Source organism: Pseudonocardia adelaidensis, assembly GCF_039543345.1.
In the GTDB taxonomy this organism is placed as follows: domain Bacteria; phylum Actinomycetota; class Actinomycetes; order Mycobacteriales; family Pseudonocardiaceae; genus Pseudonocardia; species Pseudonocardia adelaidensis.
Window position 1 is genome coordinate 1 of record NZ_BAABJO010000049.1, and the last position, 25,661, is coordinate 25,661.

The window sequence follows — 25,661 nt, forward strand, 5'->3', positions numbered from 1 at the left end:
CGCCGTTGCCGATGATCCCGACCTCGCCGTCGAGCTTGACGTAGTTGAGGTCCTTCGCCTTCGCCTTGGCTTCCAGGGGGTCCTCGGTGCGCTGGTCCACCAGGTCCGCGTGCCCGGGGTGGCGGAAGTCCGCGTTCCCGTCCAGGGTCACCTTGCCGTCGAGCGCCACGACCCTGTCCTGCGGGTCGCGCACCAGCGGGTTGACCTCGACGAGGGTGGCGTCCTCCGAGACGAAGGTCTCCCACAGCTTGACGATCACGTCCGCGGCCTGGTCGGCGACTGCGGCCGGGATCTTCCCCTGGGCCACGATCTCGGCCGCCTTCGCGCGGTCGACCCCGGCGATCGCGTCGACCGGGACCCGGGCGAGGGCCTCAGGCCGCTCGACGGCGAGCTGCTCGATCTCCATGCCGCCTTCTGCGGAGCACATCGCCAGGAACGTGCGGTTCGAGCGGTCCAGCAGGAACGAGAAGTAGTACTCCTCGGCGATGTCGCTGGCCTCGGTGACCAGCACCTGGTGCACCGTGTGGCCCTTGATGTCCATGCCGAGGATCGCGGAGGCCTTCTCCTTCGCCTCCTCGGGCGTCTCGGCGAGCTTCACGCCGCCGGCCTTGCCCCGCCCGCCGGTCTTCACCTGGGCCTTCACCACGACGGCAGTGCCGATCTCCGCGGCGGCGGCGCCGGCCTCCTCCGCCGTGTCGACCGTGCGGCCCGGCAGGACCGGCACTCCGTGCGCGGCGAAGAGCTCCTTCGCCTGGTACTCGTAGAGGTCCACTCGGGTCTCCCTGCCCACTCCGCTGTGCGTCGCGGGCGCCCGGCCCGCGATTCCGCTGCCTCGCCGACCCTAGCGACGCGCCCCACACCCGCCCTGACCTGGTCCGGTGACGGCAGTCACCCTGCAGCGCCCGCGTTGCACCGGCCGGCCCAGAACGGGCGGCATCGACGATCCTCACCTACCGTTCTCGTATGGCGCCGGTCCATACAGGGGTGGACCGCCTGGCCCGAGCGGCCGGAGCGGCGCAGGCCGCTGCGGTGGACGTCTCCCGCGCCGGCGCCTACGCCGCTCGGACGTTCGGCAGCCCGGCCGGCATCCGCGGTCTGGCCGTGGAATGGGCGTGGCTCGCCGCGCACCTCGCCGTCTACCCCGCCGGGCTCGTGCGCACGCAGCTGGAGACCCCCACCGGACATCGCACCGACCCGCTGCCGCCGTTGCGCCGCAGCCTCGTGGTCACCGATGTCGAGGCTGCCGGCACCCCGATCCTGCTGTTGCACGGGATCATGGACAACCGCTCGGTGTTCACGGTGTTCCGGCGTGCGTTGCGACGCCGCGGGTTCGGCGTCGTGCACGCCGTGAACTACAGCGTGTTCACCGGGGACATCCGCACGGCGGCGCACCGCCTGCACGAGCAGGTCGAGGAGCTGCGCGAGCTCGCGGGCGCGGAGCGGATCCACATCGTCGGCCACTCGCTCGGCGGGATGATCGCCCGCTACTACGTGCAGCGGATGGGCGGCGCCGCCGCCGTCGACACGCTCGTCACGCTCGGTACGCCGCACGGCGGCACGCTGGCCGCCCACCTCCTCCCCACACCGCTCGCCCGCCAGCTCCGTCCCGGGTCGGACGTGATCGCCGAGCTCGCCCGGCCCGCGCCGTCGTGCGACACGCGCTTCCTCGTGGTCTGGAGCCGGATGGATCAGATGGTCCTGCCGCAGCGCAACGGGCGGCTCCGCCACCCCGACCTGGACGTCGAGGAGCTCGAAATACGTGACGTCGGTCACTTGGCGCTCCCGATCGACGGGCGGGCGGTGCATTGGGTAGCCACGGTGTTGGGCCGAACGGCCCGGGACGTTCACCCGTTCTGCCCAGGTCAGCCCTACTCACGGGTTACTTCAGCGCGCACCGCGGCCGCGGCCGACCCACATCCTGACGCTCCGTCGATCACCTCGCCACGCCGAGCGAGGAGTTGCCGCTAGCGCACCCGTCTCGCTACCGTCCGTCGGTCCGTGTCACAGGCCGATCACAGCGGCACCGGAGGCGTCCCCGAGCGCCACCGCGGGATCCCCAGCCCACGCCGCCCGGCCCGGTCGCGGCACCCCGGTCAGTCGAGAAGGGCAGGTCTTGGCGCGCCACCGCTCCCCCAGCGGCGCCCAGGCGGACGACCCGGGACGCACGACGCCCCTGCGCGTCGTCGACGTTCCAGGCGTGCACCGTCTCCCGGCGCCACCTGCTGCGTCGGTGCGCGGACGCGCGACCGTCGCCGCGGTGGCCGCTGGTGCGGTGGTGGCCGGCGGCCAGACGGCGGCCACGACGTTCTTCGACAGCGCGCACGCGGTCGCTGCACTGCAGCCCGTCGCCCAGGTGAAGGACGCGCCCGCCGACGCCACCACCGCCTCCCTCGAAGGGGCGATCGGAGGCGATCAGCTACTACCCGACCCGCTCGCGGTCGACGCGCTCGACCCGGCCTCCCAGGTGGACGTCCAGAACCTCGCCAAGGCCGTGGACATCGGGCGGGAGCTCGCCCAGCAGGCGGCGAAGGTCGAGGCGGCCCTCGCCGGCGGCGCGCCCGAGGCGTTCCTCTACGGCGAGTCCGTGTACGTCATGCCCGCCGTCGGGCACCTCACGTCCCTGTTCGGCAGCCGCTGGGGCACCTCGCACCAGGGCATCGACATCGCGGGCCCGATCGGCACCCCGATCTACGCCCTGACCGACGGCGTGGTCGAGGAAGCCGGTCCGGCCACCGGCTTCGGGCTCTGGGTGGTGCTGCGCCACACCGACGGGACGCAGAGCGTGTACGGGCACGTGAACCGGATGTTCGTCGACGAGGGCGAGCGGGTGAAGGCCGGCGAGAAGATCGCCGAGATCGGCAACCGCGGCTACTCCACGGGCCCGCACCTGCACCTGGAGATCTGGAGCGCGGACGGCACGAAGATCAACCCGAGCCCATGGCTGCGCAAGCGCGGGATCGAGTACTGACGCCCGCGTGCCAGTGCCCACCGGTCGGCCTCGGGAAGCCCGCCTCCGCGTAGTCGCCGTGCTTCACGATCCGGTCCTGCCGGAATTCCCTGGTGAGGTGACCTCGGCCAGGAGCACGACGTCACCGATTCCCACGTGGAGGACGTCCAACCCGGCGCCGGCCACCACCACGTCCGCTCACAGCTTTTGCAGCGGCACCCCGCCGATGAGCATCAGCCGCACCGTGCCCGCGCTCCCGAAGTCGATCAGCACCCGCTGGGTGGCCTTGTCGGACTCGATCACGGTGCCGAGGCCGTACTTGTCGTGGTTGACGCGGTCGCCCACGTCGAGGGAGATCGATGCCTTGAGCGCCGCCTTCGGCACGTTCCAGCTGCCGCGGTCGGTGGCGGTGGGCCTGCGGCCGAACCCGAACCGCCCGACCGGGGCCGAGCGCTCCGGCTCGGCGCGCCGCCAGTCGACCAGGTCGTCGGGCACCTCGGCCAGGAAGCGCGAGGCCGGGTTGGCGTTGGGTTGGCCGAACGAGGACCGGATCATCGCCCGCGACAGGTACAGCCGCTGCTGTGCGCGCGTGATGCCGACGTAGGCGAGCCGCCGCTCCTCGGCCAGCTCGGCCGGGTCGCCCATGGCCCGCATGTGCGGGAACACGCCGTCCTCCCAGCCGGTGAGGAACACGACCGGGAACTCCAGTCCCTTCGCCGTGTGCAGGGTCATCAGCGTGACCATGCCCTCGTCGTTGTCCGGGATGGAGTCGGCGTCGGCCACCAGCGCCACCCGCTCCAGGAATGCGGCCAGCGAGCCGGGCGCCGGCGCACCGACCTCCACGTCGGAGTCGTCCAGGTCGGCCACCGCGGCGTCGCCCGCGAACTCGCGGGCCACCGTGACGAGCTCGGCGAGGTTCTCCCGGCGCGAGCCGTCCTGCGGGTCGTCGCTCGCCTCCAGCTCGGCCGTGTAGCCGGTGCGCGCGTAGACGGCCTCGAGGATCTCCGCGGTCTCCTCACCGCGCTCCACCAGCTCGTTCAGCTCGTCGAGCAGCCGGACGAACGAGGCGATGCAGCGCTGGGAGCGCGTGACCAGGCCGGGGATCTTCTCCGGCTGATCGGCCGCGATCCGCAGCGCCGCGGCGAACGAGATGCGCTCCCGGTCGGCGTAGGTGGCCACCAGCTCCTCGGCGCGCTCGCCGATGCCCCGCTTGGGGACGTTGAGGATGCGGCGCAGGCTGACGGTGTCCTCCGGGTTGGACAGCACCCGCAGGTACGCCAGCGCGTCACGCACCTCCTTGCGCTCGTAGAAGCGCACCCCGCCGACGACCTTGTACGGCAGCCCGACCCGCAGGAACACGTCCTCGAACACCCGCGACTGCGAGTTGGTGCGGTAGAAGACGGCGACGTCCGAGTTGCGGACCTCGCCGGAATCGACGAGCCGGTCGATCTCCTGCGCGACGAACGCGGCCTCGTCGTGCTCGTTGTCGGCGACGTACCCGACCACCTTGGCACCGTCGCCCTGGTCGGACCACAGCCGCTTGTCGCGCCGGTCCGGGTTGCGCGCGATGACGGCGTTGGCGGCCGAGAGGATGTGCTGGGTGGAGCGGTAGTTCTGCTCCAGCATGATCGTGCGGGCGTCGGGGAAGTCGAGCTCGAACTCGATGATGTTGCGGATGCTCGCCCCGCGGAACGCGTAGATCGACTGGTCGGAGTCGCCCACCACGCACAGCTCGCCCGGCTCCACGCCGTCGGCCGCCGGCGCCACCAGCTCGCGCACCAGCACGTACTGGGCGTGGTTGGTGTCCTGGTACTCGTCGACGAGCACGTGCCGGAACCGCCGCCGGTAGTACTCCGCCACGGCCGGCAGCCGCTGCAGCAGCGAGACCGTCTCCATGATCAGGTCGTCGAAGTCGAACGCGTTGGCCGTGTGCAGCCGGGCCTGGTACACCGCGTAGACCTCGGCGACCTTGCGCTCGAAGTCGTTGGCGGCCCGCTCGGCGGCGTCGTCGGCCGACAGCAGCTCGTTCTTGAGGTTGGAGATCTGGGCGGCCACCCCGCGGGCGGAGAACTTCTTCGGATCCAGCTCCAGGTCGCGCACGACCAGCCCGACCAGCCGGCGCGTGTCGTCGGCGTCGTAGACGGAGAACGCGCTGCGCACGCCCAGGTGCTTGGCCTCGCGCCGGAGGATGCGCACGCACATCGAGTGGAACGTGGACACCCACATCGCGTTCGCCCGCCGGCCGACGAGCGCGTCGACCCGCTCCTTCATCTCGGCGGCGGCCTTGTTGGTGAAGGTGATCGACATGATCTCGCCGGGGTGCACCCCGCGCTCGGCGAGCAGCCACGCGATGCGGTGGGTGAGCACGCGGGTCTTGCCCGAGCCCGCCCCGGCGACGATCAGGAGCGGCGACCCGGCGTGGACCACCGCCTCGCGCTGGCGTGGGTTGAGCCCTTCCAGCAGCGCCGCCCCCCGCTCCGTGCGAGGCCGGACGGGGTCGTCAGTAGGCAGTTCGAACAGCGCACTCATCGTGTTCGAAAGGGTACCGCCGCTCCCCGACAGCCCCCGGTGTGGCACACTGCCGGGGTGCCAGTGATCAGCGGACGATTTTTCTACGGGTACCGGACACCGGTGCCCGTGGCCAGCTGACCAGCCCCCACGACGCCCCGGAGTCCTTCGGACCCGGGGCGTTCGCGCGTCACGGGACCGGGCCGGGCACTTTGCGAGGAAGAGACCGTGACCGTGACGAGTGAGAACACCCCCGCCGACACCACCGCTGCCGACACCACGGCTGCCGACATCGCCGCCCTGCGGGTCGAGATCGACCACCTCGACGCGGAGATCCTGCGTCTGGTCAAACGACGCACCGAGGTGTCGAGGACCATCGGCAAGGCGCGGATGGCCGCCGGTGGGCCCCGCATCGTCTACAGCCGGGAGATGGCCGTGCTCGCCCGCTTCCGCGAGCTCGGCAGCGAGGGCCGTGACCTCGCACTGCTCCTCCTGCGGCTGGGCCGGGGACGCCTCGGCGGCGCCTGAGCCGGATACGCGCGATCGCGGGCGCACGAGCCCCCGTTCCGTGGCACTCTGGTGCCATGGGTGCGGTGTTCGGGATCGTTGCAGCAGTGATCGCCCTGGTCGGCCTGGTCGTCGCGCTCGGGCACGTCGGCTACCTGGCGTTGCTCGGCAACGCGGCGAAGAAGAAGGGGCTGTCCGGCGGCACCACCACCGACTACGTGAACAGCCGGTGGAAGGTCGCGGGCGGCACGGCGGGCGTCGCGCTGCTCGGGCTGCTGCTCACCGCAGGCAACTCGGTGCCGATCGATCTCGTCGGGCTGCTGCTCGGCGGTGGTGCCGGCATCTACGCCAAGCAGGCGCTCGACTCCACCCGCTCGCGTTTCCGCGCCCTGCCCTGATCGAAAACCGTCGATCTCCCGATCTCGGGAAGATCACGACGCGCTCCACCCACCGCAGCGCGCTCACTGGTCGAGCGGCGGTACGGGCCCGACGAGCGGATCAGCGAATCGCCGGGCGGCAGCCCGGTCGGCCGAGCGGTCGGTAATCATCGTTGAGCGGAAATAGACCATTCGTGTGACGTGCGACGAGCGGATGAATGACACTTGGTACCCGTCATCGGCATCCGGTAGACATTCGAGCGTCCGTTCACTCCAAGGGAGGACGTCTCGCTGTGGCTCAGATCCTGTACCGCGATGGATCAGATGCACCTGCGACGGAAGTGATCACCGTTGCCGACCTGCTGAGCCGCAACGCGCCCGCTCCGTTCAGAGAGGCCGACCCGGACATCGAGCCGGACACCGAGGGCATCTCCGTCGGCGCCCTCCTGCGGCGCGAGGGCCGCGCTCCTCGCGCCGCCGACCGCCCGCTGCAGCCCCGCCCCCGCCAGCAGGCCGCGCGTGACGACGAGGGCGGCTCCGACCGGAGCGTCCTGGTGCGCCGCGGCGCCATCGCCGCGGGCACGCTCCTGGCCGCGGGCTCCGTCCTCGGGGCCGCGCTGCTCACCGACGTCACCCCCACCGCCAACCAGACCCCGGCACCCGGCGGCGCCGAGGACGACGCCCCATACCCCGGCCAGGGTCTGCTCGACCCCGAGGGCCCGGTCGCCGCGCCCCCGGACAGCGTCATGATCGACCAGGCCGCGGCGCGCGACCCGCTCGACCCCGGCACCCCCGCCCCGTCCGACTGGGTCCCGGTGGCCTTCCCCGGTGCACTGGCCGGCGGCGGCACCGGCACCGAGGACACCGGCGGCACCGACGGCGGCGGCACCGACGGTGGCGGTTCCAGCGGAAGCTCCGGCGACGACGGCAAGTCGGGCTCGCTCGCCTCCTCCGACGACGACGACAAGACCGCCAGGTCGTCCAGCAGCAGCGACTCGTCGTCGAGCGGCAGCTCGGCCGGCGGTTCGAGCCGCGACTCCGACGCCCGCCACGACTCCGGCAGCTCGAACGACGACGACTCCGACGACGACGGCGACCACGGCCTCGTCGGTGGGCTCGTCGACACCGTCGGTGGCGTGCTCGGCCTCGGCGATGACGACGACGAGAGCGACAGCAAGAAGAGCAACAGCAAGAACGACGGCGACGAGGACGACGACAAGGACTCCCGGTCCATGCGCCTCCTCTCCGCCGATGAAGGTGAAGAAGACTCGTCCGCTCCCCAAGACGAGGACGACTCGGAGTCCGGTAGCGACGCCAAGAGCGGCGACAGCGACGACTCCGAGGGCAGCGACAGCGACGACGGTGGTGACGACGACGGCGATGGTGGCCTCGTCGACACCGTCAGCGACACCGTCGGTGGCCTGCTCGGCTGACGCCGTCGCCGGCGTCGGACCGGTGTCCTCCTAGACGAGGCGCCGGTCCGACGCCCACCGCGAGAGCTCGTAGCGGTTCGACAGCTGGGTCTTGCGCAGCACGCTCGAGACGTGGGTCTCCACCGTCTTGACCGAGATGAACAGCTCTCCCGCGATCTCCTTGTACGCGTAACCACGCGCGAGCAGGCGCAGCACGTCGCGCTCCCGGCGGGTGAGCAGGTCCAGCTCCGGGTCGCCCGGCGGGGCGGCGCCGGGCCGGTCGGAGAACACGTCCAGCACGAAGCCGGCCAGCCGTGGCGAGAACACCGCGTCACCCGACTTCACCCGCCGCACTGCGTCGGCGAGCTCCCGGCCGGAGATCGTCTTCGTGACGTAGCCGCGGGCGCCCGCACGGATGACCGCGATGACGTCCTCCGCGGCGTCCGAGACCGACAGCGCCAGGAACACCACGTCCGGGAGCTCGGGGCGCAGCTGCCGCAGCACCTCGGCGCCACCGCCGTCCGGCATGTGGACGTCCAGCAGCACCACGTCGGGACGCAGGTGCCGGATGGCGGCCACGGCCTCGTCGACCGAGCCCGCCTCGCCCACCACGGTGACGTCCGGGACGTGCCGGTCGAGCTCGGCGCGCACCCCGGACCGGAAGAGGCCGTGGTCGTCGACCAGGAAGACGCGGATGGGCGCGTCGGTCGATTCAGTGGTCATGTGTTGGATTCCTCCTGCGCCCGCACCGGGGGTGCGGGTTCGTCCTGCTCGGCGGTGTGCCCGTCGGCCGGCCCCTCGAGGGTCATGGAGAGGTGCACCTCGGTGCCCTCACCGGGCGTGCTGCGCAGCCGCACGGCGCCGCCGTGCCGCTCCATCCTGCCGTGCACCGAGTCGGCCAGGCCGTGGCGGTCGCCCGGGACGGTATCGGGGTCGAAGCCGACACCGCGGTCGCGCACGAAGACGTGCACCTCCTCCGGCTCGACCTCGACGTAGACGCTGACCTCGCCCACCTGCGCGTGCTTGGCGGCGTTGACCATCGCCTCGCGGGCGGCGAGCACGAGCGCGCGGAGCCCGTCGTCGAGGGGGCGGTCGCCGACGACGACCGGCCGCACGTCGATCGCGTACGTGTCCTCCACCTCGGCGGCGGCGGTGGTGATCGCGTCGGCGAGCCCCTCCGAGAGCGCGGGATCACCGGACGCACGCCCGGATCGGCCGTATCCGGTGGGGCCGTACAACCAGTGGCGCAGCTCGCGCTCCTGGCCGCGGGCGAGCCTCAGCACCTCGCGGGGCTGGTCGGACTGGCGCTGGATGAGCGCCAGCGTCTGCAGCACGGAGTCGTGCAGGTGAGCAGCGATCTCGGCGCGCTCGGTCTCGATGATGCGCTCGCGGCGCTCTTCGGAGAGCTCGCGCATCAGACGCACCCACCACGGGATGGTCAGCACACCGACCCCGAGCAGCGTGGCCAGCACCGCGAGCATCCCGAACTGCACCTGTGAGAGGTCCAGGTTGCCCAACAGGAACACCCCGATCCCGGTGGCGACGAACAGCGCGCCCGCCAGCACGCGCCACAGCGCGGCCCGGCCACCACCGGTCACACCGGTGACGCCCGATCGCGCGCCGGCGGTCCAGCGCCTGCGTTGCGACTCGTCGGCCTCCCGCCACACGACCGCTGCGCCGACGGCCGCCACCCCGAGCGGGCCGACGATCCAGCCGACCACGGTGTTGCCGAGTGCCGCGGCCGCGAGCCCCGCCCCGATGCCGAGCGCGGCCAGCCCGAGGGCCTGCTGGCGCTCGGCCCGCCCGAACGGGCGCTGCACCTCCGCCGGCTCCTGCCGCACGAATATCCACAGCAGGCCGTAGGCGATGACACCGGCACCGTTGATCGCGGCGAGCACGACGAACGCGGTGCGCACCCACAGCACGTTGACACCGAGGTGGTCGGCCACGCCGCCCGCGACGCCCGCCACGAAGCGGGCGCTGCGCCTGCGGGTGAGCGGCGGCGCGCCGGAAGGCAACGGCGCCGGCGCACCTGCCGCGGGAACTCCCATCACACGTCCATGGTCACACGCGCGGGAAGGGAGGACATCGGGGAAACCTCCGGGACGGCTCGGGGCCATCCCCCATCCACGGGTGCGCGGCGCCGGGCACTCTGAGCGTCATGAGTCGTACGGACGTCGGCGAGACACTGCGGGAGATGTGGGAGACGCGCCCCGCCCGCCCGAGGGACGGCCGTCAGGTGGCGGGGGTCGCGGCGGGCATCGCGCGCCGCTACGACATCGACCCCGTCCTGGTGCGGGTCGGGTTCGTGGTGGCGGCGTTCTCCGGGATCGGGGCGGCCCTCTACATCGCGGGCTGGATCCTGCTGCCCGACGGGCCCGCCGACCCGGCGGCCCCGCGGGCGGGGCGGCCGCGCACCTGGCTCGTCATCGCGCTGGCCATCGCCGCCGCGATCACCATGGGCACCGTGTTCGGGGGCAACGGCCCGGACGTGATCCTGCCGCTGCTGGTGGTGGCCGCGCTGCTGTACCTGCTGCACCGCAGCCGCGGCGATCGCGCCACGCGGACGGCGGACGCGCCCACGGTCGCCACCCCGATGACCGCGCCCGGCCCGTCGCCCGTGGCGGACGGCACCGGTGCGGCCGGCAGCACCGAGCCGCCGGTGGCCCCGCCGGCGTGGGACCCGCTCGGCGCCGCGCCCTTCGCATGGGACCTGCCGGAGCCGTCGCCCCCTCCGGCCGAGCCACCGCCCCGCAGGCTGCCGGTCACACCGGTGACGCTCGGCGTCGCGCTGATCGCGGGCAGCGCCACGGCGGTGATCATGATGCTCGGGGGCATGCTGACCCTCGCGAACCTCGACGTGCTGTGCGGCGTCGTGCTCGCGGTGCTCGGCGCCGGCCTGGTCGTGGGGGCGTTCCTGCGCACCGGGCGCGGCCTCATCCCGTTCGCGCTGCTGCTGAGCGCGCTCACCTGGGCTCTCGTGGCTGCCCCGCTGGACCGCTGGCAGGGCGATGGTTACGGCGAGCTGGTCGCCGCACCCACCACGGTCGCGGCGCTGCAGCCCAGCTACGAGCGCGGGGCCGGCGAGATCGACCTCGACCTGCGCAACCTCGACCTCGCCGTGCCGCCGGACGGGAACACGAGCCCGGTGCGCACCCGGATCTCGATGGGCGCGGGCGACGTGACGGTTCGGGTGCCGCCCGCGGCCGACGTCACCGTCACCGCGCGGGCCGGGCTCGGTGACGTCCGGTTCGACCGCCTCGAGGACGACGGGCCGGACGCGCACGTGCAGGTGATCGACGACCTCGGCACCGACGGCGTGCGCAGCGGGCGCCCGCTCGCGATCGACATCGATGCAGGTCTGGCTGACGTGGAGGTGCGCCGTGGCTGAGCTGGTGAAGAAGGAAACGCGCAGGCGCGGGCCCGACCCGCTGGCGCTGGTCGTCGGGCTCCTCACGCTGGGGATGGCCGCGAGCGCGTTCGTCGGCGAGGTGCCGTCGCTCGCCGGCCTCGACGCCAGGTGGCTGCTGGCGGCGGGTGCGGCCGTGATCGGGCTGCTGCTGCTCGTGGGGAGCCTGCGGGGACGCCGCCGCTAGCAGAAGGCCGTCCCAACACAGGCCGTGAGTGGCTACGAGTGCCGGAGCACTCGTAGCCACTCACGGCTATTCCCACTCGATGGTGCCCGGCGGCTTGCTCGTGACGTCCAGGACCACCCGGTTGACCTCGGCCACCTCGTTGGTGATGCGCGTGGAGATGCGCTCGAGCAGGTCGTACGGGAGCCGCGTCCAGTCGGCGGTCATCGCGTCCTCGCTGGAGACGGGGCGCAGGACCACGGGGTGGCCGTAGGTGCGCCCGTCGCCCTGGACGCCGACGCTGCGGACGTCGGCCAGCAGCACCACCGGGCACTGCCAGATGTCGCGGTCGAGCCCCGCGTAGGTGAGCTCCTCGCGGGCGATCGCGTCGGCGGCCCGCAGCGTGGCCAGCCGGTCGGCCGTGACCTCACCGATGATCCGGATGCCGAGGCCGGGCCCGGGGAACGGCTGGCGGTGCACGATCGTCTCGGGCAGGCCCAGCTCGGCGCCCACGCGGCGCACCTCGTCCTTGAACAGCGCCCGCAGCGGCTCCACCAGCTCGAACTCGAGGTCGTCCGGCAGCCCGCCGACGTTGTGATGGCTCTTGATCGTGGCCGTGCCGGACCCGCCGCCGGACTCGACGACGTCCGGGTAGAGCGTGCCCTGGACGAGGAAGCCGACGTGCTCCTCCGCGGCGACGTCGGCGGTGGCGGCCTCGAAGACCCGGATGAACTCGCGGCCGATGATCTTGCGCTTCTCCTCGGGGTCGCTGACCCCGGCGAGGGCGTCGAGGAAGCGGCCCCGGGCGTCCACCGTGTGCAGCTTCGCGCCCGTGGCGGCCACGAAGTCGCGCTCCACCTGCTCGCGCTCGCCGGACCGCAGCAGGCCGTGGTCGACGAACACGCACGTGAGCCGCTCGCCGATGGCGCGCTGCACGAGGGCAGCCGCGACCGCCGAGTCGACCCCGCCGGAGAGGCCGCAGATCGCCCGCCCGTCCCCGACCTGGGCGCGCACGGCGTCGATCGTGTCGTCGATGATCGAGGACGTGGTCCAGCCCGGCGTGATGCCCGCGACCTCGTGCAGGAACCGGCGCAACACCTCCTGCCCGTGCGGGGAGTGCCCGACCTCGGGGTGGTACTGCACCCCGGCCAGCCGCCGCACCGGGTCCTCGAACGCCGCCACCGCCGCGCGCTCCGACGAGGCCGTGACCGTGAAACCCTCCGGGGCGCGCACGACCGAGTCGCCGTGGCTCATCCACACCGGGTGCCGCTCCGGCAGCCCGTCGTGCAGGACGCTGCCCCCGCACAGCGAGAGCTCGGTGCGGCCGTACTCGCGGGTGCCGTCCGGCGCCACCTCCCCACCGAGCGCCCGCGCCATCGCCTGGAACCCGTAGCACAGCCCCAGCACCGGGATGCCGGTGCGGAACAGCTCGGGGTCGACGGCCGGCGCCCCCGGCTCGTACACGCTCGACGGCCCGCCGGAGAGGATCAGCGCCGCGGGCTTGCGGGCGACGATCTCGGCCACCGGCAGGTCCCCCGGCACGATCTCCGAGTAGACCTGCGCCTCCCGTACCCGGCGGGCGATGAGCTGGGCGTACTGCGCGCCGTAGTCGACGACGAGGACGGTGGGGGGCTGCACGGGTCCAGCGTAAATGCCGGTTCGCCTCGCCGTGGCCGGGGTGACGGCAACCACGAATGGCGTACCCTCCGTCGGGCGAGGCCCAGGCGGGACGAGAACTCAGGGGTGAGCTTCCACGTGGTGGACGTGCGGGACGACCAGGAACCGAACCACCGGATCAGGCCCGACATCCCGGGCGCTGCCCGCATCTGGAACTACTGGCTGGGCGGCAAGGACAACTACAAGGCCGACTGGGAAGCCGGTGACGCCGCACTGCAGCTGTTCGACATGGCCACGGTCGCCAAGCAGTCGCGGCAGTTCCTCATCCGCGTCGTGCGGTTCCTGGCCGGCGAGGCCGGTATCCGGCAGTTCCTCGACGTGGGCACCGGCCTGCCCACCATGCAGAACACCCACGAGATCGCCCAGTCGATCGCGCCGGAGTCGCGGATCGTCTACGTGGACAACGACCCGATCGTGCTGGCACACGCGCGCGCGTTGCTGACCAACACCAGCCCTGACGGCGTGACCACGTACATCGACGCGGACTACCACCACCCGGAGTTGATCATCTCCGGTGCCCGTGAGGTCCTCGACTTCGAGAAGCCGATCGCGGTCCTGTTCATGGGCGTGCTCGGTCACGCACGCAGCTTCGACGCCGCACGTGAGGTCGTGGCGCACATCATGGACGCCGTGCCCCCGGGCAGCTACCTCGCCGTGAACGACTCCAACGACCTCAACCCCGACTTCGTCACCCTGTGCGAGAACTACAAGTCGACGGGAGCGGTGCCCTACATCCCGCAGCCCATCGAGCAGATCCGCAGCTACTTCGAAGGCATGGAGATGGTCGAACCGGGCGTGGTGTCCATCACCGAATGGCGGCCCGACCCCACCGACATCGGAAGCGTCGTGCCCCTTCCGGAGACCACGGGCGCCGTCGCCCGGAAGCCCTGACCACGCCGTCGGCCCACTGCCAGGGGCGGTGATCGTCACGAGCAGCACCGGGACGTTCCCACCAGAGCGCCCGCCGCACCCCGCTCGGCGAGGCCCGTAGCCCGCATCGCGGTCGAGTACAACGGGCGCGACCACCTCGACCCCGATCGCGCGCGGCGCGACGTGGAGCGCGAGGCGTACGTCACGGCTGCGGGCTGGACCATGCTGCGCTTCGGGGCCTACCTCATCATCCGGCACCCGGACCTGGTGGCGGCCCGGGTCCGCACGACGCTGCGGCACGACCCGACGCGATCATCGGCGGGTCAGCCGCGGACGGTCAGCCCGACGCGCTGGAACTCCTTCAGGTCCGAGTAGCCCGTCTTCGCCATCGCCCGCCGGAGGGCGCCGAAGAGGTTGACGGTGCCGTACGGGCTGCGGGTCGGGCCGAAGAGCAGGGTCTCCAGGTCGATCTCGCCCTGGAGGAAGCCGGTGATCTCCGAGCGCGGGAGCGACGGGTGCGCCACCGCCGACGTCCAGTACAGGCCGCGGCCGGGGCTCTCGGCCGCGCCGGCGAGCTGCTCGCCCAGCATCACGGCGTCGGCGCCGCAGGCGATCGCCTTGGCCATGTCACCGGACCCCGCCATGCCCCCGTCGGCGATCACGTGGACGTACCGGCCACCGGTCTCGTCGAGGTAGTCGCGGCGGGCCGCGGCGGCGTCGACGATCGCGGTGGCCATGGGCACGCCGATGCCGAGGACGTCGTCGGTTGTGGTGGCCGACGACTCGCCGTACCCGACGATCACGCCGGCCGCGCCGGTGCGCATGAGGTGCATCGCCGTGCGGTAGTCGCCGCACCCACCCGCGACCACGGGGACGTCGAGGGAGTTGATGAACTCCTTGAGGTTGAGCGGCTCCCCGCCGGACACATGCTCGGCGGAGATGATCGTGCCCTGCACGAACAGGATCTCGACGCCGCCTGCGAGCAGGTCGGGAGTGAGCTCGCGGGCGTGCTGCGGGCTCACCCGGGCGGCGACGGTGACGCCGGCCTCGCGCATGGTCTTGAGCGCCTCGGTGAGCAGCGCGGGCTGGATCGGGGCGGAGTGCAGCTCCTGCAGCAGCCGGACGGCGGCGAGCGGGTCGTCGTCGTCCGCGGCGGTGACGACCTGCTCCAGCGCCCCCTCGGCGTCGGCGTGGCGGGCCCACAGGCCCTCCGCGTTGAGCACCGCGAGCCCACCCAGCCCGCCGATCCGCGCCGCGGTGGCGGGCGACACGATCGCGTCGGTGGGATGGGTGACGAGGGGGATCCCGAAGTGGTACGCGTCGAGCTGCCAGGCGGTCGAGACCTCCTGGGAGCTCCGCGTCCGCCGGGACGGCACGATCTCGACCTGGGTCAGGTCGTAGCTACGACGGGCCTCCCGGCCCATCCCGATCTCCACGAGGTCACGCACGGGTGACCAGCCTAGAGAGCCGTTCAGCGGGCGGAGTAGTTGGGCGCCTCGACCGTCATGGTGATGTCGTGCGGGTGGCTCTCCTTGAGCCCCGCGGCCGTGATCCGCACGAGCTGGGCCTGCTGGAGCTGCTCGATCGTCTGGGCGCCTGCGTAGCCCATCCCGGAGCGCAGCCCGCCGACCAGCTGGTGCACCACCTGCGCGAGCGGCCCGCGGAACGGGATGCGGCCCTCGATGCCCTCCGGCACGAGCTTGTCCTCGCTCAGCACGTCGTCCTGGGCGTAGCGGTCCTTCGAGTACGAACGGGCGTCGCCGCGCGAGCGCATCGCCCCGATCGAGCCCATGCCGCGGTAGGTCTTGAACTGCTTGCCGCCGACGAGGACCACCTCACCCGGGGACTCCGCCGTGCCCGCGAGCAGGCTCCCCAGCATCACCGTGGACGCGCCGGCGACGATCGCCTTGGTGATGTCCCCCGAGTACTGGATGCCGCCGTCGCCGATCACCGGCACACCCGCCGGGGCGCACGCCTGCGTGGCCTCGTAGATGGCGGTGATCTGCGGTGCGCCGACGCCGGCCACCACGCGCGTGGTGCAGATCGACCCGGGGCCCACCCCGACCTTCACCGCGTCCGCACCGGCCTCGACGAGAGCCGCGGCACCCGCCCGGGTGGCGACGTTGCCGCCGACCACGTCGACGTTGTGCCCGACCTCGGCCCTGAGCTTGGCGACGGTCTCCAGCACCCGGCGGGAGTGGCCGTGGGCGGTGTCGACGATCAGCACGTCGACCCCGGCGTCGACCAGGTTCATCGCGCGCGCGTACCCGTCGTCACCGACGCCCACCGCGGCCGCGACCACGAGGCGCCCGTCCGGGTCCTTCGTGGCGAGGGGGTACTTCTCCGTCTTGTTGAAGTCCTTGATGGTGATGAGCCCGCGCAGGATGCCGTCGCCGTCGATGATCGGCAGCTTCTCCAGCTTGTGGCGGCGCAGCAGCCCGAGCGCGGCCTCGGCGGTGACGCCGACCCGCGCCGTGATCAACGGCGCGTGGGTCATCACCTCGTGGACCGGGCGCGAGTGGTCCATCTCGAACCGCATGTCCCGGTTCGTGATGATCCCGACCAGGTGCCCGGCCGCGTCGGTGACCGGCACACCGGAGATCCGGAACTTGGCGCACAGCGCATCGACGTCGGCCAGCGTGTCGTCGGGCGAGCACGTGACCGGGTCGGTGACCATCCCGGCCTCCGACCGCTTCACGACCTCGGCCTGCGCGGCCTGCTCCTCCGGCGACAGGTTGCGGTGCAGCACCCCCAGCCCGCCGGCCCGGGCCATCGCGATCGCCATCCGTGACTCGGTGACCGTGTCCATCGGCGAGGACACGATCGGCACCTTCAACCGGACGCGCCGGGTGACCTGCGTGCTCGTGTCGGCCGCACTCGGCACGACGTCCGACTCCGCGGGTAGCAACAGCACGTCGTCGAAGGTCAGGCCCAGCATCGCGAACTTGGGGGCCAGTTCCCGGCTCGCGGCCTCGGTCGTCATCGCCACCATCCCGTCTCGCCCCTTCACGACCCCTCCCACCCATCGTATCTGCGGGTGTCCCGCCGGCCGCGCGGGTCGTGGGAGGCCCCGCCCACACCGATCCACGCCGTTGCCCCGGGCGTGATCACCCGCTGGTACCGGCGATCGCCGTGCGGTGGAGTCGGAGCGTCTCACGTGCGAGTATCGTGAGTTCCGTGTCACGTGATGCGCTGCCACCGGACCCGTTCGCCGGGGATCCGCACGACCCCGCGCTGTCGCTCGACCGCCCGGAGACCGTCGAACAGGATTCGCTGAGCGAGGCCGAGCGCGACGAGGTCGTGGCCGACCTCGCCGATCTCGCGGTCTACCAGGCTCTCCTGGAGGCACGCGGCGTGCGCGGCATCGTCGTCGACTGCGGTGACTGCGGCGAGCAGCACTTCCACGAGTGGAGCCTGTTGCGCTCCAGCCTCCAGCAGTTGCTCGACGAGGGCCAGATGCGCCCGCACGAGCCGGCCTTCGACCCCGACCCGACGAACTACGTCACCTGGGAGTACTGCCGCGGTTACGCCGACGCGGTGCTGTCCGACTCCTGACACCAGCACCGACCACACGACGAAGCCCCCCGATCCGTTGGGATCGGGGGGCTTCGTCGTGTTCGCGTCAGTTGCCGGTGGCCGGGGCTTCCTCCCCGGAAGCGCTCGGGCCACTGGGGTCGGGCGAGTCGCCCCCGCCCTCGTCGCCGCGCGGCGGCGGCGCCGGTGACGTGGTGGGGTCGGGCCTGCCCTCCGAGGTGGCCGGCGGGTTGTTCCCGCTCGTCGGCGTGTCCGGCTTGCCCTCCCCGTGCCCGTTGCCGGGCGCGGGGCTGCTCGGGCTGCTCGTGGGCGTCGAGCTCCCCTGTTCGGGAGCGACCGCGCGACGCGGGTCGGCGGTGGGGTGGGTGGTGCCGGTGCCGGTGGGGTCGTCGGGTGTCCTGGCGACCTCGGGGCCCGGCTCACCCTCCGGGGTGGCGGACGAGGAGTCCGGTTCCTCGGTGGTGGCGTCGGCGTCCTCGGAGTTCGACGGCCGCGGCTCCCGCACGCTCTCCGGCACCTCACGGGAGGGCTGGGTGGCGAGCGGCGACGCCGGGTTCACCTTCTTGCCCTCGGGGGTCTCGGCGGCCTTCGCCCGGAGGAAGTCCTGCGCCTCCGCGAGCTCGCTCTGCCCCTCCTGGGGACGCACTGCCGCGAGGTCCTTCTGGGCCTGCGCGAGCTCCCGCGCGGCGAGCACCGGCTGCCCGGCGGAGAGCGCGTCCTTGGCGTTGTCGATCCGCTCCTCGACTCGTGCCGCCGCCTCCACCGACTCGGCGCGCTCGCTGTAGAGCACCTTGGAGATGCCCCACAGGGCGTCGTCCGGCTGGGCGTTGTAGGAGCTGACCGACACCCCGCCGATCGCGAGCACCAGGAACGCGGCTGCCGCCGCGACGGGGACCAGATGCCGGATGCGCCCGGACGGGGGCCGTGCGGCGCGCACCGTGGACACGGCCGTGTCGACGTCGACGAGCTCCGGGATCGGATCGGCGTCGACGTCGGCCTTCCACGCGGCGAGGATCGCGGCGACGCGATCGTCGGCGTCATAGCCCCCGACGCCCGGCGCCGACACGGACATCCCGGCGGCGAGCGCGTTGATGAGCTCGTCGTCGGCCTGCACGGCGACCAGGTCGACCGGCTCGGAGAGCTCGTCGAAGGCCACCGGTTGCGCCTCCATCTGATGAGGCCGCGACCCGTTGGTGCCGTTGTGACTTCCACCGTGGCCGTTGTAACCGCCGAAGGGGTGGCGCGTGTCGTCGGGCACTCAGACCACCTCCTCCTCGGGCATCGACTTCCTCAGGCGCGCGAGCGCCCTGTGCTGCGCCACCCGGACCGCTCCCGGCGTGGAGCCGACGGCCTCCGCCGTCTCCTCGGCCGAGAGGCCGACGACCACGCGCAGCACGAGGATCTCCCGCTGCTTCTCGGGGAGCGTGTCGAGCAGTTTTCCCATCTCGCTCGACAACTCGATCCGCAGCGCGCGCTGCTCCGGTCCGTCGGCCGACTCGACCGCGTCGGGGATGTCCGCGACCGGTTCCGACCGGTTCCGGGTGGCCGCCCGGTGTGCGTCGATCACCTTGTGGGAGGCGATCCCGTACACGAATGCGAGGAACGGGCGTCCCTGCACTCGGTACCCGGGCAAGGCCGTGAGCACGGCCAAACACACCTCCTGCGCAACGTCGTCGGCGGAGACCGACGACCTGTCCACTCGGCCCAGGCGTGCCCGGCAGTAGCGCACGACCATGGGCCGGATGAGGGCAATCACGGCCCCGACGGCCTGGGGGTCGCCCGTCATGGCGCGGGCCACCAGTTCGTCGGGTACGTCTGTCTGCTCACTCATCGCGGACCGTGGTTCGCGCGTTACGGAACATGTTCGGCATCATCCGTTCGTGAGGCTGACCACGGAGAGTGTTCAACCGTGCCTCATTGCGGACCACCGTAGCGAAGCCGCTCGGCGGACCGGGATGGGCTACTTCGTCTGCAGAGGTAGACGCACGAACGGGACACCGGGTTGCCGAATCAGGATGATGACCACCCGATCGGGTGCCGAACCGCCGCGGGGTACGACACCGCGGGGTGAGGGCCGCATGGTCGCTCACGGAGCGCGAGCGGCGGCGTGGTGGGTCGGAGGAGCGGACGACGACGCCCGCTGGAGCAGGCATGAGGGGGATCCTCGGCCTGCCGAGGCCCATCTGCCGGGAGGCACGCCGGAGGGGGGACGAGCGGAGGAGCGCTGGAGGGGCCGGATGGCCCGTCAGCGGGCCCGAACCGCCGGAGCGCAGAGCGCGAGCGGGAACGGCGCACCGAGGCGCCGCTCCCCGCGCTCGTCGGGTCCGGCTCGGTGGAGCCGGACGTCAGGAGACGAGACCCCTGCGGAAGCCGTGGGCGACCGCCTGGGCCCGGTCACGCACGCCGAGCTTGCGGAACAGCCGACGGGCGTGGGTCTTCACCGTGTCCTCCGACAGGTAGAGCTCGCGACCGATCTGGCCGTTGCTCTTGCCCTGGCTCATGCCGCGCAGCACCTGGAGCTCGCGCTCGGTGAGCTGCACGCCGGGGTCGGTGGGGGCACGGGGCGTCGGCACGGCCGTGCTCGCCAGCGTGTGGGCGAGCGCAGCCACCAGCTCGGGACGCGAGGCGTCCCAACGGAGGTAGCCGCGCGCTCCACCGGCGATCGCGGCAGCGATGCTGCCCGCGTCGTCGGGGGCGCCGAAGACGATGACGTTGGCCTGCGGGTGGGCGGCGACCAGCCGCCGCGTGGCCTCGACCCCGGTGGGCACCGCACGCTGGGTACCGACCAGAACCACGTCCACCGGCTGCCGGGAGAACCTCGCCAGCAACTCGTCCCCATGCGCAACGCAATCGATCCGGTGCACCCCCGGCACCGCGGACATCACGCGGGTCAGGCCTTCGCGGACGCTGCGACGATCGTCGCAGATGAGTACCGTCGTCACGACGATTCCTTCCTGCAGCTTCCTGCAGCCGGGTGATGTGTCACCCCCCTCATCGGCGGGTGACAAGCTCACCTTGACACGATCAGGGCCGGTTTGTGCCCTCCATTCGGGAGTGTTGCGCCAAGTGGCACTCGTCATGTGGGTGACGTAGGACCGAACGGAGTAGTTAGGTTACCGGGAGCCGAGCAGGGAGGCCCAGACCCTCCCTCATCAGGCGCCTCCCAACCGGGTCACATCGCCGCAGGATGACGCTCAGCGTGGCGGTCCCGGCGTGTCGTCGGCGTGGCGCGTCGCTCGGCCGGCCGTTCACCGACCGCTGCGCCGTTCGGGCGGCCGAGTCGTTTGCTGTCCAGACTCCGTTCGGGGCCTCTTCCGAGAGGTCCGCTGCGGCGTACCGGGCGGGCCAGACGAGGGACAGCAGCCCGGCCCGGTCGGCATGATCAGCCGCGGCGTCGAGCTCGGCGATCGCCGCGGCGGCGTCACCGCCCGCGACCGCCCCCGCGACGGCGTGGATGATCCGCGACTTGACCACGTGCCGCGCCGATCCACCAGCCGTCGCGAGCTCGAGGGCGGTGCGGGACGGTGCGACGGCCGCCGCCGCGTCGCCGCGCAGGAGCGCCAGCTCCGCGCGCACCCAGCACAGCCGGGCGGCCGGACGCCATGCCGGGTGCCCGCGCATCGCGTCGGCCGCGGCGTCGAGCAGCCGCTGCGCATGGCCCACCGCGCCCGAGCCGACCGCGTCGGCGGCCAGCCCGACCAACGCGTCGACGCGGGCGGCGCGCGCGTCGGTGCCGTCGGCGTCGAGCGGGCCCGGGCGCACCGCGGTCGCGAGCCGCAGGCCCAGTGCATCGAGGCGGCGGGCCGTGGCGTGCCCACCGAGCTGGCGGCGGTGCGCCGCCAGCGTGACGGCGGCGTGGGCGGTGACCGCGGGCGGCACCCGCGGCGCGGTCACCAGGTCCTCGAGGACGGTGGCGGCCGCGGCGTACCGGCCCTGGCCGCCGAGGGTCACGGCCACCAGCCACCGGTCGGCGGCCGACATCCCGGGCCGCACGCGCACGGCGGCGTCCGGCTGAGCGCCGAACGCCGCGGCGCGGAGGTCCGGCGTCACAGGAGCACGGCGGCGCTGATCGTCGCGACGGCCGTGCCGAGCGACGTCAACCGCCCGGTGCGCTGCGGGAGCGCGGTGCCCACCCACCCGGGGCCCGCGGCGAAGGTGCGGCAGCGGGGGCGCGTGCGGGGCATCGTGGTGAGCATCCCCGGGTCGGCGGTCTCCGGCATCAGCGACCAGAGCACCACCGCGACCGGGGCCGTGCGCCGGGCCGCCGCCGCGAGCGCGTCGGCCGGCAGGTCCGCTCCGAGGTACCGGTGGGCGACGCCGTGCACGCGCAGCGCGGCGGCGAGCGCGAGGATGGGCAGCGTGTGCTGTTCTCCCGGCACCGCCGCGAGCAGCACGGGACGCACACCACGTGCGCCGTCCCCCGCTCCGCCCAGCAGCGACCCGAAGACGGCGCTCACGCACGCGGTGACGAGGTGCTCGACCTCCACGCCGGTGGCCGTGTCGGCCCACCGGGCACCGACGGCCCCGAGGACCGGCCGCACGACCTCGTCCCACGTGGTCTCGACCCCGGCACAGCGCACCGACTCGGCGAGCAGGTCCGACACCGCCACGGAGTCGAGGGCGGACGCGGCCCGGCCCAGGCCGCGGGCGCGGCCGTCCGCGCCGGGCAGCGGCAGCACGCGCCCGCCGGCCCGGGGGCGTCCATCGCCCGCCTCGGGGCCCGCGTGGTGCGGCGCGCGTTCGGGCTCCGGGACGGACAGCGCGTAGCGCGCCGCGTCGGCCGGGGACACCCCGCGCACGAGAGCCCGCTGCATGAGCTCGAGGCGGGCGACGTCGGCGGTGGAGTAGCGGCGGTGGCGTCCGGGCGCGTGATCGCTCGGGCCGATCCCGTAGCGGCGGTCCCAGGTGCGGAGCGTGCCGGGGGCAACCCCGAGCCGGCGCGCCGTGGCAGCCACCGTGAGCCCCGGCACGTGCGCGGTATGGGCCACCGCCCCATCGTCGACGCCGCTTCGGGGCCGGGGCAAGCGGGCCCTATACGGACGAACGGCACCCTCGCGGGCGAGGGTGCCGTTCGTCGGTGGGGAATCGCTCAGTGGCCGTGGCCGTGACCGTGGCCGTGACCCCCGGCCGCGGGCGCCGGCGGCTCCGGCTTGTCGACGACCGAGCTCTCGGTGGTGAGCACCATCCGGGCGATCGACGCCGCGTTCACCACGGCGGACCGGGTGACCTTGACCGGGTCGATCACGCCGTCGGCGAGCAGGTCGCCGTAGGTGACGGTGGCGGCGTTGAAGCCCTGACCCCACTCCTGCTGCGCGACCCGGCCGACGACGACCGCGCCCTCCTGGCCGCCGTTGGCGGCGATCCAGAAGAGCGGCGCGGACAGCGCGCGCTGCACGATGGCGACGCCGGTGGCCTCGTCACCGGTGAGGTCGAGGCCGCCCTCCAAGGACTTGGCCGCCTGGACCAGCGCGGACCCACCGCCGGGGACGATGCCCTCCTCGACCGCGGCACGCGTGGCCGAGACGGCGTCCTCGATGCGGTGCTTGCGCTCCTTGAGGGCGGTCTCGGTGGCGGCACCGGCCTTGATGACGGCGACGCCGCCGGAGAGCTTCGCGAGCCGCTCCTGCAGCTTCTCGCGGTCCCAGTCGGAGTCGGTCTCCTCGATCTCGCGCTTCAGCTGGGCGATGCGTCCGTCGATGGCGTCCTTGGCACCCGCGCCCTCGACGAGGGTGGTGGTGTCCTTCGTGACGACGACGCGGCGGACCCGGCCCAGCAGGTCCAGCCCGGCCTCGGCCAGCTTCAGCCCGACCTCCGGCTTGATGACCGTGCCGCCGGTGGCGATCGCGAGGTCGTCCATGAACGCCTTGCGGCGGTCACCGAAGAACGGCGACTTGACCGCGGCGACCTTGACCGTCTTGCGGATCGAGTTGACCACGAGGGTGGACAGCGCCTCGCCCTCGACGTCCTCGGCCACGATCAGGAGCGGCTTGCCCTCGCCGAGCACCTTCTCCAGCAGCGGGAGCAGGTCGGCGATCGCGCCGATCTTCTCCTGGTGCAGCAGGACGTAGGCGTCCTCGAGCACCGCCTCCATCGACTCGGCGTCGGTGACGAAGTACGGCGAGAGGTAGCCCTTGTCGAACTGCAGGCCCTCGGTGATCTCCAGCTCGGTGGCGAGCGTGGAGCCCTCCTCGACGGTGATGACACCATCGGTGCCGACCTTCGACAGCGCCTCGCTGATCAGCGCGCCGATCTCCTCCTCGCGGGAGGCGATGGTGCCGACCTGCGCGATGGCCTTCCCCTCGACCGGGATGGCCTTCTCCTTGAGCACCTCGGCCACCTTCTCGGCGGCGAGCGAGATGCCCTTGCCGAGGGCGGTCGGGTTGGCGCCGGCCGCGACGTTGCGCAGACCTGCGGCCACCATCGCCTGGGCCAGCACGGTGGCGGTGGTGGTGCCGTCGCCCGCCACGTCGTTGGTCTTGGTGGCGACGGTCTTCGCGAGCTGGGCGCCCAGGTTCTCGAACGGGTCTTCCAGGTCGATCTCACGTGCGATGGTGACGCCGTCGTTGGTGACGGTCGGCCCACCGAACTTCTTGTCCAGCACGACGTGGCGGCCGCGCGGACCGAGGGTGACCTTGACCGCGTCGGCCAGCTGGTTCACCCCGCGCTCCAGCGCGCGGCGCGCCGTCTCGTCGAAGCTGATCTGCTTCGGCATGCCTGCCTCTCTCTTCTCAGCTGAACACGCCACCGCCCCGGCGGCCCGCTCGGTCGAGGGACCACCGGGGCGGCGGCGATACGAGGTGGGTCAGTTGACGACCGCGAGCACGTCGCGGGCGGAGAGGATGAGGTACTCCTCGCCGTTGTACTTGACCTCGGTGCCGCCGTACTTCGAGTAGATGACGACGTCGCCGACGTTCACGTCGAGCGGGATCCGGTTGCCGTTGTCGTCGACGCGACCCGGCCCCACTGCGAGGACCTTGCCCTCCTGGGGCTTCTCCTTGGCCGTGTCCGGGATGACGATCCCCGACGCGGTGGTGGTCTCGGCCTCGCTGGCCTGGACGACGATCTTGTCCTCGAGCGGCTTGATGTTCGCCACTTGATGACCTCCCCTTCCTGGGGTGCGTGCACTCGCTGAATGGGTTCTGGTGGACAGCGCGCGGGCGCCCCGTCGTCGCGGGTGCCGGAACGCCCGGGCCGTTCCGTTGGCACTCTACCCATGAGAGTGCCAACGCTCAACGGCGGCACCCCAACCGCGTCTGCGTCCCGTCGCTGCTGCTCGTAGGCTTGCGAACCATGGTGAAGATCGGCTCGAGCGACCTCGACGTCACCCGGTTGTGCCTCGGCGGCAACGTCTTCGGCTGGACGGCCGACCGCGATACGTCCTTCGCCGTGCTCGACGCGTACGTCGCGGCAGGCGGGAACTTCGTCGACACGGCCGACTCCTATTTCTGGCGCGCCCCGGGCAACTCGGGCGGCGAGTCCGAGGCGCTCATCGGGGAGTGGATGGCCTCCCGCGGCAACCGCGACGACGTCGTCGTCGCCACGAAGGTGGGCTCGTGGCCGCAGCGCAAGGGGCTCTCCGCGAAGAACATCGCCGAGGCCGTGGACGACTCGCTCCGGCGGCTGCGCACCGACCACATCGACCTCTACTACGCCCACCGCGACGACCCCGACGTCCCGCAGGAGGAGACCGCCGACGCGTTCGATGCGCTCGTGAAGGCGGGCAAGGTGCGTGCGCTCGGCGCCTCCAACTTCACCGCCGAGCGGCTGCGATCGGCCCTGGAGATCTCCGCCCGGGACGGCCTCGCCCCCTACGTGGCGCTGCAGCCGCACTACAACCTCGTGGAGCGCGAGGAGTACGAGAACGCGCTCGCCCCGCTCGTCGCGAGCGAGGGCCTGGCCTGCATGCCGTACTACGCGCTCGCGAAGGGCTTCCTCACCGGCAAGTACCGGCCCGACACGCAGGTCGAGAGCGAGCGCTCCGAGGGGGCGCTCGCCTACCTCGACGACCGCGGCCGCGCCGTGCTCGCGGTGTTGGACGAGATCGCCGCGGGCCACGGGGTCCCGGTGCCGGCCGTCGCACTGGCATGGCTCGCCGCCCAGCCGACCGTCACTGCGCCGATCGCGAGCGCGCGGACCCCCGAGCAGCTCGCCGCCCTGCTGCCGATGCTGGAGCTGCAGCTGACGGACGACGAGGTGCGCCTGCTGTCCCGCGTCGCGGAGTAGCCGGTGCGGGGCGCCGGCATGGTGGCCTCACTGC

25 protein-coding genes are annotated in these 25,661 nt (G+C 72.6%); 11 read left to right on the top strand and 14 right to left on the bottom strand.

What is annotated here, in order from left to right:
* The coding region (locus ABEA81_RS39300; protein ID WP_345612669.1) for an ATP-grasp domain-containing protein at positions 1-772 on the bottom strand (772 nt) is incomplete at its 3' end.
* A 191-nt stretch (positions 773-963) separates the two neighbouring features.
* Here ABEA81_RS39300 and ABEA81_RS39305 point away from each other — a divergent pair.
* Complete coding sequence (locus ABEA81_RS39305) at positions 964-1,968, top strand: esterase/lipase family protein (RefSeq protein WP_345612671.1); 1,005 nt, start codon at positions 964-966, stop codon at positions 1,966-1,968.
* 289 nt (positions 1,969-2,257) lie between these two features.
* The gene (locus tag ABEA81_RS39310) at positions 2,258-2,968 is read left to right on the top strand and encodes a M23 family metallopeptidase (RefSeq protein WP_345612673.1); all 711 of its coding nucleotides are present in this window, start codon (positions 2,258-2,260) and stop codon (positions 2,966-2,968) included.
* A 177-nt stretch (positions 2,969-3,145) separates the two neighbouring features.
* Here the strand turns inward: ABEA81_RS39310 and pcrA are convergent, their stop codons facing one another.
* Positions 3,146-5,476, bottom strand: a complete 2,331-nt coding sequence (pcrA, locus tag ABEA81_RS39315) for a DNA helicase PcrA (RefSeq protein WP_345612675.1) — start codon at positions 5,474-5,476, stop codon at positions 3,146-3,148.
* A gap of 213 nt (positions 5,477-5,689) precedes the next feature.
* Between pcrA and ABEA81_RS39320 the strand changes: the two genes are divergently transcribed.
* The 3 genes from ABEA81_RS39320 (at position 5,690) to ABEA81_RS39330 (ending at position 7,772) form a co-directional block, all read left to right on the top strand.
* Positions 5,690-5,983: a chorismate mutase gene (locus ABEA81_RS39320; RefSeq protein WP_345612749.1), complete on the top strand. Its 294-nt coding sequence runs from the start codon at positions 5,690-5,692 to the stop codon at positions 5,981-5,983.
* A gap of 56 nt (positions 5,984-6,039) precedes the next feature.
* Positions 6,040-6,360, top strand: coding sequence for a hypothetical protein (locus tag ABEA81_RS39325; protein ID WP_345612677.1), 321 nt, complete (start codon positions 6,040-6,042; stop codon positions 6,358-6,360).
* Positions 6,361-6,680: 320 nt separating this feature from the next.
* Entirely contained in the window at positions 6,681-7,772 is a 1,092-nt protein-coding gene (locus ABEA81_RS39330; RefSeq protein ID WP_345612679.1) for a hypothetical protein, read from the top strand.
* A 30-nt stretch (positions 7,773-7,802) separates the two neighbouring features.
* Here the strand turns inward: ABEA81_RS39330 and ABEA81_RS39335 are convergent, their stop codons facing one another.
* A complete protein-coding gene (locus ABEA81_RS39335) occupies positions 7,803-8,474 on the bottom strand; it encodes a response regulator (RefSeq protein ID WP_142106547.1) in 672 nt (223 codons plus the stop codon).
* Positions 8,471-9,802, bottom strand: coding sequence for an ATP-binding protein (locus ABEA81_RS39340; RefSeq protein ID WP_345612682.1), 1,332 nt, complete (start codon positions 9,800-9,802; stop codon positions 8,471-8,473). Before ABEA81_RS39340 ends, ABEA81_RS39335 begins: the two co-directional genes overlap by 4 nt.
* Before the next feature lie 110 nt (positions 9,803-9,912).
* On the opposite strand from ABEA81_RS39340, the gene ABEA81_RS39345 reads away from it, so the two are divergent.
* Both ABEA81_RS39345 and ABEA81_RS39350 read left to right on the top strand, forming a co-directional pair.
* Positions 9,913-11,142: a PspC domain-containing protein gene (locus ABEA81_RS39345; protein ID WP_345612684.1), complete on the top strand. Its 1,230-nt coding sequence runs from the start codon at positions 9,913-9,915 to the stop codon at positions 11,140-11,142.
* On the top strand, positions 11,135-11,347 hold the full coding sequence (locus tag ABEA81_RS39350) for a hypothetical protein (protein ID WP_345612686.1): 213 nt from the start codon (positions 11,135-11,137) through the stop codon (positions 11,345-11,347). Before ABEA81_RS39345 ends, ABEA81_RS39350 begins: the two co-directional genes overlap by 8 nt.
* 66 nt (positions 11,348-11,413) lie before the next feature.
* Here the strand turns inward: ABEA81_RS39350 and guaA are convergent, their stop codons facing one another.
* Complete coding sequence (gene guaA / locus ABEA81_RS39355) at positions 11,414-12,961, bottom strand: glutamine-hydrolyzing GMP synthase (protein WP_345612688.1); 1,548 nt, start codon at positions 12,959-12,961, stop codon at positions 11,414-11,416.
* Positions 12,962-13,066: 105 nt separating this feature from the next.
* On the opposite strand from guaA, the gene ABEA81_RS39360 reads away from it, so the two are divergent.
* Complete coding sequence (locus ABEA81_RS39360; RefSeq protein WP_345612690.1) at positions 13,067-13,891, top strand: SAM-dependent methyltransferase; 825 nt, start codon at positions 13,067-13,069, stop codon at positions 13,889-13,891.
* Positions 13,892-13,996: 105 nt separating this feature from the next.
* Complete coding sequence (locus ABEA81_RS42875; protein WP_425570854.1) at positions 13,997-14,245, top strand: DUF559 domain-containing protein; 249 nt, start codon at positions 13,997-13,999, stop codon at positions 14,243-14,245.
* Here the strand turns inward: ABEA81_RS42875 and ABEA81_RS39365 are convergent.
* Together ABEA81_RS39365 and guaB are read right to left on the bottom strand one after the other, a co-directional pair.
* Positions 14,194-15,318: a GuaB3 family IMP dehydrogenase-related protein gene (locus ABEA81_RS39365; protein WP_345612692.1), complete on the bottom strand. Its 1,125-nt coding sequence runs from the start codon at positions 15,316-15,318 to the stop codon at positions 14,194-14,196. The genes ABEA81_RS42875 and ABEA81_RS39365 overlap by 52 nt on opposite strands.
* A 23-nt stretch (positions 15,319-15,341) precedes the next feature.
* Complete coding sequence (gene guaB / locus ABEA81_RS39370) at positions 15,342-16,853, bottom strand: IMP dehydrogenase (protein ID WP_345612751.1); 1,512 nt, start codon at positions 16,851-16,853, stop codon at positions 15,342-15,344.
* 185 nt (positions 16,854-17,038) lie between these two features.
* Between guaB and ABEA81_RS39375 the strand changes: the two genes are divergently transcribed.
* Positions 17,039-17,425, top strand: a complete 387-nt coding sequence (locus ABEA81_RS39375; protein ID WP_345612694.1) for a DUF5319 domain-containing protein — start codon at positions 17,039-17,041, stop codon at positions 17,423-17,425.
* Positions 17,426-17,492: 67 nt separating this feature from the next.
* Here the strand turns inward: ABEA81_RS39375 and ABEA81_RS39380 are convergent, their stop codons facing one another.
* From ABEA81_RS39380 to groES, 7 genes are all read right to left on the bottom strand, one after another.
* Positions 17,493-18,575, bottom strand: a complete 1,083-nt coding sequence (locus ABEA81_RS39380; protein ID WP_345612696.1) for an anti-sigma-D factor RsdA — start codon at positions 18,573-18,575, stop codon at positions 17,493-17,495.
* Positions 18,576-18,662: 87 nt separating this feature from the next.
* Entirely contained in the window at positions 18,663-19,235 is a 573-nt protein-coding gene (locus ABEA81_RS39385; protein WP_345612698.1) for a sigma-70 family RNA polymerase sigma factor, read from the bottom strand.
* 514 nt (positions 19,236-19,749) lie between these two features.
* Positions 19,750-20,346, bottom strand: a complete 597-nt coding sequence (locus ABEA81_RS39390) for a response regulator transcription factor (protein WP_075942692.1) — start codon at positions 20,344-20,346, stop codon at positions 19,750-19,752.
* A 166-nt stretch (positions 20,347-20,512) separates the two neighbouring features.
* A complete protein-coding gene (locus ABEA81_RS39395; protein WP_345612700.1) occupies positions 20,513-21,454 on the bottom strand; it encodes a hypothetical protein in 942 nt (313 codons plus the stop codon).
* A complete protein-coding gene (locus tag ABEA81_RS39400) occupies positions 21,451-22,392 on the bottom strand; it encodes a MerR family transcriptional regulator (protein WP_345612702.1) in 942 nt (313 codons plus the stop codon). Before ABEA81_RS39400 ends, ABEA81_RS39395 begins: the two co-directional genes overlap by 4 nt.
* 101 nt (positions 22,393-22,493) lie before the next feature.
* On the bottom strand, positions 22,494-24,116 hold the full coding sequence (groL, locus tag ABEA81_RS39405) for a chaperonin GroEL (protein WP_345612704.1): 1,623 nt from the start codon (positions 24,114-24,116) through the stop codon (positions 22,494-22,496).
* A 90-nt stretch (positions 24,117-24,206) separates the two neighbouring features.
* On the bottom strand, positions 24,207-24,497 hold the full coding sequence (groES, locus tag ABEA81_RS39410) for a co-chaperone GroES (RefSeq protein ID WP_345612706.1): 291 nt from the start codon (positions 24,495-24,497) through the stop codon (positions 24,207-24,209).
* 197 nt (positions 24,498-24,694) lie between these two features.
* Between groES and ABEA81_RS39415 the strand changes: the two genes are divergently transcribed.
* Positions 24,695-25,627 carry an aldo/keto reductase gene (locus tag ABEA81_RS39415; RefSeq protein ID WP_345612708.1) on the top strand — a complete coding sequence of 311 codons (933 nt, stop codon included), beginning with the start codon at positions 24,695-24,697 and terminating at the stop codon, positions 25,625-25,627.
* Positions 25,628-25,661 lie beyond the last annotated feature (34 nt).

What these genes read in the sequence shown, in the direction of transcription:
- ABEA81_RS39335 (WP_142106547.1), bottom strand. Translation starts at nt 8,474, where the DNA reads ATGACCACTGAATCGACCGACGCGCCCATCCGCGTCTTCCTGGTCGAC.
- ABEA81_RS39415 (WP_345612708.1), top strand. Translation starts at nt 24,695, where the DNA reads ATGGTGAAGATCGGCTCGAGCGACCTCGACGTCACCCGGTTGTGCCTC.
- ABEA81_RS39380 (WP_345612696.1), bottom strand. Translation starts at nt 18,575, where the DNA reads ATGGAGGCGCAACCGGTGGCCTTCGACGAGCTCTCCGAGCCGGTCGAC.
- guaB (WP_345612751.1), bottom strand. Translation starts at nt 16,853, where the DNA reads ATGACGACCGAGGCCGCGAGCCGGGAACTGGCCCCCAAGTTCGCGATG.
- groL (WP_345612704.1), bottom strand. Translation starts at nt 24,116, where the DNA reads ATGCCGAAGCAGATCAGCTTCGACGAGACGGCGCGCCGCGCGCTGGAG.
- pcrA (WP_345612675.1), bottom strand. Translation starts at nt 5,476, where the DNA reads ATGAGTGCGCTGTTCGAACTGCCTACTGACGACCCCGTCCGGCCTCGC.
- ABEA81_RS39305 (WP_345612671.1), top strand. Translation starts at nt 964, where the DNA reads ATGGCGCCGGTCCATACAGGGGTGGACCGCCTGGCCCGAGCGGCCGGA.
- ABEA81_RS39345 (WP_345612684.1), top strand. Translation starts at nt 9,913, where the DNA reads ATGAGTCGTACGGACGTCGGCGAGACACTGCGGGAGATGTGGGAGACG.
- ABEA81_RS39385 (WP_345612698.1), bottom strand. Translation starts at nt 19,235, where the DNA reads ATGAGTGAGCAGACAGACGTACCCGACGAACTGGTGGCCCGCGCCATG.
- ABEA81_RS39340 (WP_345612682.1), bottom strand. Translation starts at nt 9,802, where the DNA reads ATGGGAGTTCCCGCGGCAGGTGCGCCGGCGCCGTTGCCTTCCGGCGCG.
- ABEA81_RS39325 (WP_345612677.1), top strand. Translation starts at nt 6,040, where the DNA reads ATGGGTGCGGTGTTCGGGATCGTTGCAGCAGTGATCGCCCTGGTCGGC.